The 14,356-nt window shown below is 18.6% G+C and carries 12 protein-coding genes, 3 tRNA genes and 1 other RNA gene; 10 read left to right on the forward strand and 6 right to left on the reverse strand.

The annotated features are described in order from the left end of the window. Positions 1-42: 42 nt before the first annotated feature. Positions 43-567, reverse strand: a complete 525-nt coding sequence (gene fldA / locus MEJ61_RS00410; protein ID WP_459563432.1) for a flavodoxin FldA — start codon at positions 565-567, stop codon at positions 43-45. A 122-nt stretch (positions 568-689) separates the two neighbouring features. Between fldA and MEJ61_RS00415 the strand changes: the two genes are divergently transcribed. The 3 genes from MEJ61_RS00415 to MEJ61_RS00425 all read left to right on the forward strand — a co-directional run bounded on the left by MEJ61_RS00415 (position 690) and on the right by MEJ61_RS00425 (position 931). Continuing rightward, a tRNA-Met gene (locus MEJ61_RS00415) sits at positions 690-762 on the forward strand. A gap of 7 nt (positions 763-769) precedes the next feature. After that, positions 770-854: transfer RNA gene (locus MEJ61_RS00420), tRNA-Leu, on the forward strand. A 5-nt stretch (positions 855-859) separates the two neighbouring features. Further along, positions 860-931 (forward strand) — tRNA-Gln (locus MEJ61_RS00425). A gap of 40 nt (positions 932-971) precedes the next feature. Here the strand turns inward: MEJ61_RS00425 and der are convergent. The 3 genes from der to rlmN all read right to left on the reverse strand — a co-directional run bounded on the left by der (position 972) and on the right by rlmN (position 4,965). Next, positions 972-2,297 carry a ribosome biogenesis GTPase Der gene (gene der / locus MEJ61_RS00430; RefSeq protein ID WP_459563331.1) on the reverse strand — a complete coding sequence of 442 codons (1,326 nt, stop codon included), beginning with the start codon at positions 2,295-2,297 and terminating at the stop codon, positions 972-974. Between the two features lie 89 nt (positions 2,298-2,386). Then, complete coding sequence (gene hisS, locus MEJ61_RS00435; RefSeq protein ID WP_459563332.1) at positions 2,387-3,679, reverse strand: histidine--tRNA ligase; 1,293 nt, start codon at positions 3,677-3,679, stop codon at positions 2,387-2,389. A 194-nt stretch (positions 3,680-3,873) separates the two neighbouring features. Then, complete coding sequence (gene rlmN, locus MEJ61_RS00440) at positions 3,874-4,965, reverse strand: dual-specificity RNA methyltransferase RlmN (RefSeq protein WP_459563359.1); 1,092 nt, start codon at positions 4,963-4,965, stop codon at positions 3,874-3,876. Positions 4,966-5,062: 97 nt separating this feature from the next. On the opposite strand from rlmN, the gene gndA reads away from it, so the two are divergent. After that, complete coding sequence (gene gndA / locus MEJ61_RS00445) at positions 5,063-6,472, forward strand: NADP-dependent phosphogluconate dehydrogenase (RefSeq protein ID WP_459563333.1); 1,410 nt, start codon at positions 5,063-5,065, stop codon at positions 6,470-6,472. Between the two features lie 139 nt (positions 6,473-6,611). Here the strand turns inward: gndA and dnaJ are convergent, their stop codons facing one another. Beyond that, on the reverse strand, positions 6,612-7,733 hold the full coding sequence (dnaJ, locus tag MEJ61_RS00450) for a molecular chaperone DnaJ (protein WP_459563334.1): 1,122 nt from the start codon (positions 7,731-7,733) through the stop codon (positions 6,612-6,614). Between the two features lie 85 nt (positions 7,734-7,818). Then, positions 7,819-9,729, reverse strand: a complete 1,911-nt coding sequence (dnaK, locus tag MEJ61_RS00455; protein ID WP_459563335.1) for a molecular chaperone DnaK — start codon at positions 9,727-9,729, stop codon at positions 7,819-7,821. Positions 9,730-10,022: 293 nt separating this feature from the next. Between dnaK and MEJ61_RS00460 the strand changes: the two genes are divergently transcribed. The 6 genes from MEJ61_RS00460 (at position 10,023) to ssrA (ending at position 14,281) form a co-directional block, all read left to right on the forward strand. Continuing rightward, on the forward strand, positions 10,023-10,373 hold the full coding sequence (locus MEJ61_RS00460) for a TraR/DksA C4-type zinc finger protein (protein WP_459563336.1): 351 nt from the start codon (positions 10,023-10,025) through the stop codon (positions 10,371-10,373). A gap of 212 nt (positions 10,374-10,585) precedes the next feature. Next, the gene (gene tilS, locus MEJ61_RS00465; protein ID WP_459563433.1) at positions 10,586-11,908 is read left to right on the forward strand and encodes a tRNA lysidine(34) synthetase TilS; all 1,323 of its coding nucleotides are present in this window, start codon (positions 10,586-10,588) and stop codon (positions 11,906-11,908) included. A gap of 184 nt (positions 11,909-12,092) precedes the next feature. After that, complete coding sequence (gene infA / locus MEJ61_RS00470) at positions 12,093-12,311, forward strand: translation initiation factor IF-1 (protein ID WP_459563338.1); 219 nt, start codon at positions 12,093-12,095, stop codon at positions 12,309-12,311. 27 nt (positions 12,312-12,338) lie between these two features. Beyond that, positions 12,339-13,400: a peptide chain release factor 1 gene (gene prfA, locus MEJ61_RS00475; RefSeq protein ID WP_459563434.1), complete on the forward strand. Its 1,062-nt coding sequence runs from the start codon at positions 12,339-12,341 to the stop codon at positions 13,398-13,400. A gap of 85 nt (positions 13,401-13,485) precedes the next feature. Then, positions 13,486-13,944, forward strand: coding sequence for an SsrA-binding protein SmpB (smpB, locus tag MEJ61_RS00480; protein WP_459563435.1), 459 nt, complete (start codon positions 13,486-13,488; stop codon positions 13,942-13,944). Positions 13,945-13,978: 34 nt separating this feature from the next. Beyond that, positions 13,979-14,281, forward strand: a transfer-messenger RNA (tmRNA) gene (gene ssrA, locus MEJ61_RS00485). Positions 14,282-14,356 lie beyond the last annotated feature (75 nt).

Genomic DNA, 14,356 nt, shown 5'->3' on the forward strand with positions numbered 1-14,356 from the left:
AATAATTAAATTCAAAAAATTATATAATTAGTATTTTAAAAATTAAATATTTATACCATTTAATTTTAAATCATTTTTTAATTTAATTATCCATTTATCAATTCTAACATTAGTTAATTCTGATTGTCTATCTTCATCAATTATTAAACCTATAAATTTATTATTATTTAATAAACTTTTAGATTTATCAAAAAAATATCCTGAATTACTCCAATAACCTATTATATTAGCTCCCAATGGGCAAATAATATCATAAATATATTTCATAGCATCACAAAAATATTCAGAATAATCTTCTTGATCACCACAACCAAATAAAGCTACATATTTTTTAAAAAAATTAATTTTTTTAAGGATAGGAAAAAAATTTAACCAATCTGTTTGAGGTTCTCCATAATACCAAGTAGGTATTCCAAATAACAATATATCATAAAATTCTAAAATTTTTTTGCTGCCATTAGATATATTATAAATTTTAGAATTTTTATTAATTTTTTTGTGTATAATTTCAGCAACTTTTTTTGTATTTCCTGTATCACTACCATAAAAAATACCTATATTATTCATTAATATTCCTTACAAATTATTTAATTAATAAATTTAATTATATTCTAAAATATATCAAAATAAAAATTATAAACTTGATTATTAATAATTATTATAATATAATAATTTTAAAAATATTTCATAGCTACGTAGCTCAGGGGTTAGAGCACATTACTCATAATGATGGGGTCACAGGTTCAAATCCTGTCGTAGCTATTTAAATGCGGGAGTGGCGAAAATTGGTAGACGCACCAGATTTAGGATCTGACACTATATTTAGTATACGAGTTCAAATCTCGTCTCCCGTATACAATGAGGTATAGCCAAGTGGTTAAGGCACCGGTTTTTGATACCGGCATCCCTGGTTCAAATCCAGGTACCTCAGAAAATATTTAAAACAATTTTAAAAAAATTAAATTTATAATTTATTTCAAATATGGATTATTATTTTCTTTAAATTTTAAAAAAATTTGAGTACCTAAAATATTAAAAGATTTTTTAAAATAATTAATTAAATATTTTTTATATAAATTTGAAATATTTTTAACTTTATTACCGTGTATAATAATGGTAAATGGATCATGACCACCTAGATGTGCATATTTTAATTTTATAAATCGCCCTTTAAATAACGGAGGTTGATGTTTAATAATTGCATCATTCATAATTTTATTTAACAAAGATGTACTTATTTTTTTTTTAGAAGAGTAATAAGTATATTCTATTGATTTAAATAAATTATTTATCCCTATACCATGCAAACCAGAAATAAATTTTATAAAAATATTTTTAATAAATTTTAAACGATTTTTAATAACATTTTTAATTTTAATATAATTAAATTTACTAATTTTATCTAATTTATTAAATACTATAACCAAAGAACGACTATTTTTAATTATAAAATTTATTAATAATAGATCTTGGTTAGATATACTATAATTAATATCAATTAAAAATAATATTATATCAGATTTTTTAATTATTTTTAAAATTTTAGTTAAATTGTAAATATCATTTTTAATATTTAAAATACCAGGAGTATCTATAATAATATATTTAATATTTTTATAAATAATTGGAATATAAATAAAATCAACTGTTGTACCAGGTAAATTATGAACAATCATTCTTTCTTCATTTAATATATAATTTATTAAAGTAGATTTTCCAACATTAGATTTACCTATAATAGCAATTTTTATAGGATATTTATTTTTAATATTTATATTATTTAAAAACACTTTTTTTTTTTGTGTTTCTAAAAAATGACAAATTTTTTCAAAGAGAAAATTAACTCCATATCCATTATAAGCAGAAATAGGATATATTTCTTTAGTCAACCCAAGAGAATAAAAATCCAAATTTATTACTTCATAATTTAATTTATCTATTTTATTGGCAACTAAAAATATTTTATATTTATATTCATAAATATATTTATTAAATACTTTATCATTATGTAATAATCCATCATAAGCATTTACTAAAAATAATATAACATGACTATTTTTAATAGATAAAAACGTTTGTGCGGCTACTTTAATTTGAATTTCATTTTTAAAATCATCAATACCACCAGTATCAATAATTAAAAATTTTTTATTTTTAATTTTAATATATCCGTAATTACGATCTCTTGTTAAATTTTCAGAATTATTTACTAAAGATTTTTTTTTACATAATAAATAATTAAATAAAGTAGATTTACCTACGTTTGATCTCCCAATAATTGTTATAATAAATGTCATATAACTCCAATTATTTAAAAATTACATATTTATTTAAATAAAAAAATATTTTTATTAACTAAATGTGAATAAATATTAATAATTTTAAATTAATTTGAACAAATTTTAAAAAATAATATTTTAAAATATATAACAATTTCATTTTTAGGTAATATTATTTGTATTTTATTATTTATATTTTTAATAATTAATGACTGATTATATATTTCATTTTTTCCTATTATTAAAGCAATATTTGAAAAAATTTTATGTGAGTTAATTAATTGTTTTTTTATATTAGAATTATTATAATTTGTAAATATTCTTAATTTTGGTAATTTATCATGAATATATTCAACTAATTTAATTATATTAAATTTAATATTAAAAATATTAAATGAAATTATATTAATATCTATTGATAAATTATATTTTAAAATATTTTTAGTACTTTTAATTAATAATATTAATCTATCAAGACCAATAGCGCAGCCTATAGCTGGAGTTTTATTTCCCCCTAAATTTTTAACTAATTTATCATATCTTCCACCACCACAAATTGTACTTTTAAAATTTATATTTTTTGTAACCCATTCAAAAACTGTATAATTATAATAATCTAAACCTCTAACAATTTTTTTATTTATATTATATTTAATACCTATATTTTTTAATATTTTACATAATTTATAAAAATGAATTTTACATTTTTTACTTAAATACTTATAAATACAAGGAGCTTTTTTTATTAATTTCTGTATTTTAATATTTTTAGAATCTAATATACGTATTGGATTATTATTTATTTTTTTAATACTTTCAAAATCTAATAAATTAATATTTTTTTTAAAAAAAAGAGTTAAATCGTTATTATATTTAATTCTAGTTTTAATAGATCCTATTGTATTTATTTCTAATGAAAAATAATTTAATAAATCTAATTTTTTCCATATTCTTGACATTATTAATATTAATTCAGCATCTATTTGAGGGCCAATTAAACCAAAAACTTCAATTCCAAATTGATAAAATTGACGATATCTTCCTTTCTGAGGTCTTTCATAACGAAACATAGGACCAATATACCATAAACGTTGTTCTTTTTGATATAAAAAACCATGTTCTATACCTGATCTAACACAACTAACTGTTGCTTCAGGTCTTAAAGTTATATTTTCATTATTACGATCATTAAAATTAAACATTTCTTTTTTAATAACATCAGTTTCTTTACCTATTGCATATTTAAATAAATTAGTTTTTTCAATAATTGGTAATCTAATTTCACTATATCCATAAGAATTAATTATTTTTTTAATTGAATTTTCAATTTTTTGCCATAAATAAGTATCAATAGGTAAAAAATCATTCATACCACGAATAGATTTTAATTTTTTATTCATATAATTTTAAAACACCATAAAATTTAAAAATAAATTAATTGTTTTATTTTATATAAAATAATTTACATAAATAATTTTAAATTAATTTAAAATAAAATATTACATAATAAAACTAAATTAAATTAAATTAAATTAATATCAATATAATTTAATTTAATTTAATTTAATTTAATTTAATTTAAAATTAGTGATTTTTATAATAAAAAATTAGTATTATTAAATATCTCACCTGACAATTGCCCACAAGCAGCATTAATATCAATACCTCGATTTTTTCTAATTGTAACAATAAAACCAAATTTTAATAATATTTTAGAAAAATTATTTATTCTTTTAATAGAACTACATTTATATTTTGATTTTAAAAATTTATTCCATGGTATTAAATTTATTTTACATGATATATTTTTTAAAAGAAAAGCTAACTGGTATGCATATTTATATTTATCATTAATTCCATCTAACATAACATATTCAATAGTAACACCATTTTTATTAGCTTTTGAATTTTTAATATATTTTTTAGCTGATTTTAGAATACTTTTAATATTATATTTTTTATTAAATGGTATTATAATATTACGTATTTTATCATTAGATGCGTGTAAAGATAAAGCTAATTTAATATCAACAAAATTTTTTAACTTATCCAAAGCTGGAACTATACCTACAGTAGATAAAGTTATAACACGTTTCGAAAAATTAAAACAATATTTATCTCTCATAATTAATATAGAAGATACAATATTACTAAAGTTTAATAAAGGTTCACCCATACCCATTATAACAATATTGGTTATAAAATTAATTTTTTTTTTAATAATAAATTTAAAAACATTCCAAATTTGACTAATAATTTCTGATGTATATAAATTTCTATTAAAACCTTGTTTACTAGTAAAACAAAAATCACACCCAACAAAACAACCAATTTGCGATGATATACATAAAGTAAATCTTTTTTTTTCAGGTATATAAATAGTCTCAATTTTTTTTTTATTTATTTCCATAATAAATTTAATTGTTCCATCATATGAGTATTGTATTTTATATATATTTAAAGTACGTATAAATATAATTTTTTGGAATTTTTTAAATGTTTTTATATTAATATTTTTAATCAAATTTAAATTATCACTATAAAAACTATATACATATTTTATAATTTGTTTTGCTCTAAAAGATTTTTCGCCTAATAAAATAGAAAGAAAAAAAATTTTTTGATAATTAATACTTAATAAATTAATTTTTTTAATAATAATATTAAAACCTATTTTAAATAAAATATTCAAATTTAAAATTATTTAAAAATTAAAAAATTAAAAACAAATTAAAATTGATTAATAATTAATTTTAAAAATATTTATTTAACGGAGTCTATTTATGTTCAAACAACAAGTAGGTATTATAGGAATGGCTGTAATGGGTAAAAATTTAGCTTTAAATATTGAAAGTAAAGGTTACACAATTTCAATATTTAATCGTTCCCCAAAAAGTACTAATGAAGTTATTTTAAATAATCCAAATAAAAATATAAAACCATACTATACTTTAAAAAATTTTGTAAAATCAATAGTTAAACCTAGAAGAATTTTTATTATGGTTAAATCCGGAGAAGCCACAAACGAAGTAATTAAATATTTAATAAAATTTATAGACAAAAAAGATATAATTATAGATTGTGGAAATACTTACTACAAAGAAAGTATTAAAAAAAATAAACAACTAAATAAAAAAGGTATTTATTATATAGGTACTGGTATTTCAGGAGGAGAAAAAGGAGCATTGAAAGGACCAGCTATAATGCCAGGAGGAAACAAAAAAGCATATAAATTAATTTCACCAATTTTAAAAAAAATAGCAGCAATTTATAAAAATGAACCATGTGTAAGTTATATAGGAGAAAATGGTTCCGGACATTATGTTAAAATGATACATAATGGTATAGAATATAGTGATATGCAATTAATATCAGAAGCATATTTTATATTAAAAACAGGTTTAAATTTAAATAATAAAGAAATAAGTGAAATTTTTAATAATTGGAATAATGGAGAATTAAATAGTTATTTAATTGAAATAACAAAAAATATTTTAATTAAAAAAGATAAATCTAAAAAATATTTAATCGATAATATATTAGACAAAGCAGATAATAAAGGAACAGGTAAATGGATGAGCAAAAATGCATTAGATTTAGAAGAACCATCATGTTTAACAACACAATCTGTATTTACAAGATATTTATCATATATGAAATCACAAAGAGTTAAAGCTTCTAAAATTTTATTAGGACCCAAAAAAAATACTTATAAAATAAAAAACAAAACCAAATTTATTGAAAAAATAAGAAAATCACTTTATTTTAGTAAAATAATATCATACGCACAAGGATTTTCTCAATTAAAAAAAGCTTCAGAAAAATATAATTGGAATCTAAATTACATTAAAATAGCTAAAATTTTTAGATCTGGTTGTATTATAAAAGCCAAAATTTTAAAAAAAATAATAAAAGTTTATTTTGAAAATCCAAATATTTCAAATATTTTAACAACAAATTATTTTAAAGAAATTACAAATAATTACCAAAATTCATTACGCGATATAATTTCTTATTCAACACAAATAGGTATCCCTATACCTACTTTTAGCGTAGCCATTTCATATTATGATAGTTATAGATGTGCAAAATTACCAACAAATCTAATTCAAGCTCAACGTGATTATTTTGGAGCGCATACGTATAAACGTTATGATAAAAGTGGTAATTTTCATACTGAATGGTTAAAATAATTTAAAATAAATATTAATTTAGCAATTTATGTAAATTCACGAACATTTTAAAACCTAAACAAATTAATAATTTTAAAACAATTTAATAATCTTTAAAAATAATTATTTTAATAATAAAATTAATAAATTATTTAATTTATTAATTTAAATTTTTAAAAAATTTCTCAACATTTTTATTAAAAATATTTATTTTTGGAGTATTTTTATATAAATAATTATTATCAAAACTTTTATTAAAATTATTAAGAATATATTTTTGTTTTTCATTTAAATTAACTGGAGTTTCTATAATAACTTTACATAATAAATCACCTTTAAATTTATTATTTAAAGATTTTATTCCTTTACCTCTAATTCGAAAAACTTTACCAGTTTGAGTTTCAGAAGGTATTTTTAATTTTACGAAACCATCTAAAGTAGGTACATCTATTTCTCCTCCTAAAACTGCTGTTGAAAAACAAATAGGTATTTCACAATATAAATTATTATTTTCTCTTTTAAAAATATAATGATCTTTTATTTTTATTTGAATATATAAATCACCTGATAAACCACCTCTTTTACCTGCTTCACCTTCACCTGAAACACGTATGCTGTCACCAGTATTTAAATTTTTTGGAATTTTAATTGACAGATTTTTATTTTTTTTAATTCTTCCATTACCATTGCAATTATTGCATACATTTTTAATAATTTTACCTAAACCATTACATTTAGGACATGTTTGTTGTAATGTAAAAAACCCTCTTTTAATTTGAATTTGTCCATTTCCATTACATGTTAAACAATTTATTGGTAAACTTCCTTTTCTTGTACCATGACCTTTACAAAAATTACATTTTATTAAAGTTTGAATATTAATTCTTTTATTAACTCCTGTAATTATTTCTTCTAAACTTAATTCCATATTATATTTTAAGTCAGAACCTTTATTAACATTTTGATTATTATTATTACCGAATATATCACCAAAAACATCACCAAAAATATCGCTAAAACTGGTTTCAGAATTAAAATTATTATTATTAGTATAAGATTGATCAAACGCATCATGTCCAAATTGATCGTATGCCGATCTTTTTTTTTCATCACTTAATATTTCATAAGCTTCTTTTATTTCTTTAAATTTTTTTTCAGCATTTTTTTGTTTATTTCTATCTGGATGGTATTTTATAGCTAAGCGTTTATATGCTTTTTTTATTTCCTGAATAGTTGAAGTTTTAGATATCCCAAGTAACTCGTAAAAATCTTTTTTAGACATTTTTTTAACCTATAAAAATAACGGGTATAGATTTTACTATACCCTTTATTTTATAAAAAATTATAAATTTTAAAATTATTAAATTTTATTTTTTATCTTTATTATTTACTTCTTCATATTCAGCATCAACAATATTTTCTTCTTTTTTGTTTGTATTATTATTTACATTTAAATCAGATTGTTTATCTTGAGACATAGAAGATAATTTATCAGACACTTTTATTAATGATTCAATCTTACTTTCAATAATTGATTTATTTTCTTCTTTCATTACTTTTTCTAATTCTTTAATTGAATTTTCAATATTATTAATTTCTTCTTTTGTTAATTTATTCTTAACTGAAGATAATTGTTTTTTTGTGCTATGAATAATATGATCAGCTTGATTTCTAGTTTGAACAAGTTCTTCAAATTTACGATCAGATTCAGCGTTTATTTCTGCATCATTTACCATTTTTTTAATTTCTGATTCTTTTAAACCAGAAGAAGCTTTAATTGTAATTTTTTGTTCTCTTGATGTATTTTTATCTTTAGCTGAAACATGAAGTATACCATCAGCATCAATATCAAATGTTACTTCAATTTGTGGTATACCACGAGGAGCTGATTTAATACCATCAAGATTAAATTGCCCTAAAGATTTATTATTATTTGATCTTTTTCTTTCACCTTGTAAAACATGAATTGTAACTTCAGACTGATTATCTTCAGCAGTTGAAAATATTTGACTATGTTTTGTAGGAATAGTTGTATTTTTATTTATTAAAGTAGTCATTATACCACCCATTGTCTCAATTCCTAAAGATAATGGAGTAACATCTAATAATAAAACATCTTTTACATCACCAGATAAAACCCCACCTTGTATAGCAGCACCAATAGCAACAGCTTCATCTGGATTAATATCCTTTTTAGGTTCTTTTTTAAAAAAATCAGATACTTTTTTTTGAACCATCGGCATTCTTGTCTGACCACCAACTAATAAAACATCTTGAATATTATCTATAGATAATTTTGCATCTTTTAAAGCAATTTCTAAAGGATTAATTGAACGATTTACTAAATCTTCAACTAATGATTCAAGTTTAGCACGAGTTATTTTAATATTCATATGCTTTGGACCGCTTGAATTTGCAGTTATATAAGGTAAATTAACTTCAGTTTGTTGTGATGATGATAATTCAATTTTTGCTTTTTCAGCAGATTCTTTTAAACGTTGCATTGATAAAGGATCATTATTTAAATCTATTCCATGTTCTTTTTTAAATTCTTCAACTAAATAATTAATTATTCTATTATCAAAATCTTCACCACCTAAATGTGTATCACCATTAGTAGAAAGAACTTCAAAAGTTTTTTCACCATCAACTTCATCTATTTCTATAATGGAAATATCAAAAGTTCCACCTCCTAAATCATAAACTGCAATTGTTTTATTTCCAACTTCTTTATCTAAACCATATGCTAAAGCAGCAGCAGTAGGTTCATTAATAATACGTTTAACTTTTAACCCAGCAATTCTACCAGCATCTTTTGTTGCTTGTCTTTGAGAATCATTAAAATACGCTGGAACAGTAATAACAGCTTCATTAATTATTTCACCTAAATAATCTTCAGCGGTTTTTTTCATTTTTTTAAGTATTTCAGCAGAAATTTGAGGTGGTGCTATTTTTTTATTATTTATATCTATCCAAGCATCACCATTCTCAGAAGCAACTATATTATACGGCATAATATTTTGATCACGTTTAATTTCTTTATCATTAAAACGACGCCCAATAAGACGTTTAATAGCAAATAAAGTATTTTTAGGATTTGTTATAGATTGTCGTTTAGCTGGTTGACCAACTAAAATTTCACCATCTTGAGTATAAGCTATAACAGATGGTGTAGTACGATCACCTTCTGAATTTTCAATAACACGAGCTTTATTATTTTCCATTACTGCTACACACGAATTAGTAGTTCCTAAATCAATACCTATAATTCTTCCCATTTTTATTTCCTTATTAGAATTAATCATTATAAATATTTTGTAAATTATTAAATTTAATTATAATAAATATTTTCAATTTAATAAATAAATTTATTTTGTCTATATAATAAGTTAATTTTAAATTAACATAAATATAATTTATAATAATATTATAAAATAATTTAAAATTATTTTGTATTTAAAAATTTAAAAACAAAAAATAGATTTTAAAAATAATACTAATTATAAAAACTTCATTTAAAATATTTATAAATTTAATTAATTATACAATTATAATAAATAAAAATAAACATATGAATAAAAAACATTTATTATATTTTAATAAGTTATTAATAACATGGTATAATAAAATAATGAATAAAAAAAGAGAAAATTTAAATAATAATTATTTTAAAAATATCAATTTACCTGATTTAATTGATAAAGCCTCACAAACAGAAGAATTTAATTTAAAATTAATTAATACTGATAGAGAAAATAAATTAATTAAAAAAATAGAAAACACAATAAAAAAAATTAAAGATGGAAAATTTGGATATTGTGAATATTGTTATAATAAAATAAACATTAAACGTTTAAAAATACAACCTATTGCAAAATTATGTATTGATTGTAAAAAAATATCAGAAAATTTAATAAATTAATTAATAAATTACTATACTATTTAAAAAATTATTATATTTTAAGTAAAATAATTTTACTTAAATAGTTTTAACAAATACTTATTAAATATAATATATTATAAAATAATTAAATTTAAAATATTAAATAATCAAACATAATATTATTGTAAAAATTTATTAATCTTTAATAATATATTTATATAAATAATTAATAAAAAATTATAATTGAATTAATGAATAGTAAATATTTAATTAAAAAAATTAAAAGACTTATAAAAGACAATAAAAAGTATTTAGTTGCATATAGCGGTGGTTTAGATTCAAGTGCACTTTTGCAAATATTATTTGATTTAAATAAAACATTATTTAAAAATATATCATTAAGAGCAATACATGTAAACCATAATTTAAACATGAATTCTAATATTTGGGTAAAACATTGTTATTTATTTTGTAAAAAAAAAAAAATAAATTTAATTATTAAAAATATAAATATTATTAAAAAAAAAAATATAGAAGAAGAAGCAAGAAAATTAAGATATAAAATTTTTAAAAAAATAATTTTAAATAATGAAATTTTATTACTAGGTCATCATTTACAAGATCAATGTGAAACATTTTTATTATCTTTAAAAAGAGGTAGCGGTCCATCTGGATTATCATGTATGCCATTTAAAAAAAAAATAGGAAATAACTATTTAATAAGACCTTTTTTAAATATTAAAAAAAAATATTTAACTCAATATATTTTAAAAAAAAAAATTAAATATATTATAGATAATAGTAATTATAATACAAAATTTGATCGTAATTTTTTGAGATTAAAAATTTTACCTATAATAAATAAAAGATGGCCTAAATTTTATATATCAATTTTTAAAAGCTCTATTTTATGCGCTAATCAAGAAAATATAATTTATGATATTTTAAAAAAAAAAATATTTAAAATTCAAAATAAAAAAAAAGCATTATTAATTGATTATTTAAAACAAATTAAATTAATTAAATGTTATTTAATAATTAAGAAATGGATTAATCAATTTAATGTTAAAATCCCGTCTTTTAAAAAAATTAAAAAAATATGGACTGAAATAGCTTTATCAAATATAAATTCACAACCAAAATTAAATGTAAAATTATATCAAATTAATAGATATTCAAAATATTTGTATTTATTACCTAATATATGTAATATTACAAATATTAATATAATTTGGGAAAACCAAAAATCATTAATTTTACCAAATAATATTGGAAAATTAATAATTAATAAAAACGAAGGTTATATATTACGAGCGCCACAAAAAAATGAAAAGATAATTATTAAATTTTTAGTTAAAGGAAAATATAATATTATTGGTAAAATACATTCATTAAATATTAAAAAAATTTGGAAAGAATTAGGAATTCATCCATGGTTACGTAATAAAATTCCATTAATTTATTATGATAATAAATTAATATCAGCTGTTGGAGTTTTCATTACTAAATATGGAAATATTTTTAAAAATAAAAAAAAAATAAAAATAAAATTTATAAAAAATTTAAAAATATAAAAATATAAAAATATAAAAATATTTATACAAAAAAATATAATTAATTATATTTTAAAAACATATTTATTTATATATTTATGAAATAAGAATATTAATTATTATTATTTAAAAATATAAATAATAAAAATATTTTAATACTCTTAAAATACTACAAAATTTTATTAATTATTTATATAAAGGAAAAATGTCAAAAATAAAAAATATAGAAATGAAAGGAAAAGTAATAGAAACATTACCAAATGCCATGTTTAAAGTAAAATTAGAAAATAAAAGCATAATAATAGCATATATATCAGGTAAAATTAGAAAAAATCATATTCGTATTTTAACAGGTGATAAAGTAACTATAGAATTAACAAAATATAATTTAAGTAAAGGTAGAATTATTTTTAGAGGAAGTTAATTACTAAAACTTAAAACTTTTAAAATTATGCAATTAATATATTTAAAAAAAATTAAAAATTTATGCCGAAATTATAAAAAAATAAAAAAAATATTAAATAACATAATAATAATAAATAATCAAATAATATTTAAAATTTTTAAAAAAGAATATAAACAATTAAATAATATTAATTATTTATTAACAGAATGGTTAAATATTAAAAAAACTATCTTTAAAAAAAAATTTTTTTTAAATAATATTAATAAAAATAATATAAAATTTAAAAAAATAGAAAAAAAATTTTTAATAAATTTCTTACCCAATACAAATATTAATAAAAGTAATAATTGTTTTTTAGAAATTTATTCTGGTACAGGAGGAAGTGAAGCTTCTTTATTTTCAAAAAAATTATTTCAAATGTATTATAAATATTCTGAAAAAAAAAAATGGTTAATTAAAATAATTAATATTAATGAATGCGTATATGGAGGATATAAAGAAATAATTTTTAAAATTTCAGGAAATAAAGTATATGATCAATTAAAATTTGAATCTGGAGGGCATAGAGTACAAAGAATTCCAGAAACTGAATCACAAGGACGTATTCATACATCTACATGTATAATAGCAATTTTACCAGAAGTTAAAAAAAATGAAATCAAAAATATAAATTTAAATAATATTAAAGTAGATACATTTAAATCTTCAGGATCTGGTGGTCAACATGTAAATACTACAGATTCTGCAGTTAGAATTACACATATACCAACCAATATTGTTGTAGAATGTCAAAATGAAAGATCACAACACAAAAATAAATCTAAAGCTTTAGAAGTATTAATAGCACGTATTAAAAATTTAGAATTTTCAAAACAAAAAAAAAAAAAGTCCATTAAAAGAAAAAATTTATTAGGTAGTGGTGATAGATCAGATAAAAAAAGAACTTACAATTTTCAAAAAGATAGAGTTACTGATCATAGAATTAATTTAACATTATACTGTTTAGAAGAAATAATAAACGGAAATCTTGATATATTAATTAAACCTATTATAAAAGAATATAAAATAAAAAAAATATATAATTTTTTAAATAATATAAATTTTTAAAAAATTATCATTATTTTAAATAATATTAATAAAATTATATTTTATAAAATATTTATTAAATTATAAATTTAATAAATAAAATATAATGTTAAATAAAAAAAAAAAATATATTATATATAATAAAAAAATAAAATTTTTATATTTTATAGAAAAAAAAATAGAAGTAGGAATATCATTATTAGGATGGGAAGTAAAATCAATAAAATTAGGTAAATTAAATATTGAAAATAGTTATATAAAATTTAAAAATTTAAATGCTTATTTATTAAATTTTATAATTATACCAATTAATAATTTTAATAAAAATACAAAAGAAGAAAAAAGATCAATTAGATTATTACTTAAAAAAAAAGAGTTATTATTTTTATTTAATAAAACAAAAAAATATGGTTATACTATAATACCATTATGTATGTATTGGAAAAATAATTGGATTAAATTAATTATATGTTTATCAAAAGGTAAAAAACAATATGATAAAAAAAAAGATATTAAAGAAAAAGAGTGGAAAAAAATACGCAATCGTATTTTAAAAACTTCTTGATAAAATAAATTTTAAATATTATAATTAAATAAATGGGGCTGATTTTGGATTCGACGTAATTTATAAAAAATTTTGAAGCATGCCGGGGAAAGGTTGGCCTCGTTAAAAAACCTAATAAATAATTGCAGAAAAAAAAATAAATTATTCTTTAGCAGCGTAAATAAATAAATAAATAAATATAAGTTAAATAACTGTAAAATAATAAATATTAAATATTAAATATTAATAAATCAATAATTATTTTAATCTTGTTTAATTATAATAAAATTAAACTAAGCATGTAGTATCAAAAATATAAAAAAATTACGGACGCGGGTTCAAATCCCGCCAGCTCCAAAAAATTAAATTTTAATATATTTATTAAATTATAAATTATTTTATAAAAATTATAAATTTTTAAAAATATTAAATC

The organism is Candidatus Psyllophila symbiotica (assembly GCF_029910555.1).
Lineage (GTDB): Bacteria > Pseudomonadota > Gammaproteobacteria > Enterobacterales > Enterobacteriaceae_A.

Excerpts from the sequence above, each read along its gene's own strand:
- fldA (WP_459563432.1), bottom strand. The coding sequence starts at position 567 with ATGAATAATATAGGTATTTTTTATGGTAGTGATACAGGAAATACAAAA.
- der (WP_459563331.1), bottom strand. The coding sequence starts at position 2,297 with ATGACATTTATTATAACAATTATTGGGAGATCAAACGTAGGTAAATCT.
- hisS (WP_459563332.1), bottom strand. The coding sequence starts at position 3,679 with ATGAATAAAAAATTAAAATCTATTCGTGGTATGAATGATTTTTTACCT.
- gndA (WP_459563333.1), top strand. The coding sequence starts at position 5,063 with ATGTTCAAACAACAAGTAGGTATTATAGGAATGGCTGTAATGGGTAAA.
- dnaJ (WP_459563334.1), bottom strand. The coding sequence starts at position 7,733 with ATGTCTAAAAAAGATTTTTACGAGTTACTTGGGATATCTAAAACTTCA.
- dnaK (WP_459563335.1), bottom strand. The coding sequence starts at position 9,729 with ATGGGAAGAATTATAGGTATTGATTTAGGAACTACTAATTCGTGTGTA.
- MEJ61_RS00460 (WP_459563336.1), top strand. The coding sequence starts at position 10,023 with ATGAATAAAAAACATTTATTATATTTTAATAAGTTATTAATAACATGG.
- tilS (WP_459563433.1), top strand. The coding sequence starts at position 10,586 with ATGAATAGTAAATATTTAATTAAAAAAATTAAAAGACTTATAAAAGAC.
- infA (WP_459563338.1), top strand. The coding sequence starts at position 12,093 with ATGTCAAAAATAAAAAATATAGAAATGAAAGGAAAAGTAATAGAAACA.
- prfA (WP_459563434.1), top strand. The coding sequence starts at position 12,339 with ATGCAATTAATATATTTAAAAAAAATTAAAAATTTATGCCGAAATTAT.
- smpB (WP_459563435.1), top strand. The coding sequence starts at position 13,486 with ATGTTAAATAAAAAAAAAAAATATATTATATATAATAAAAAAATAAAA.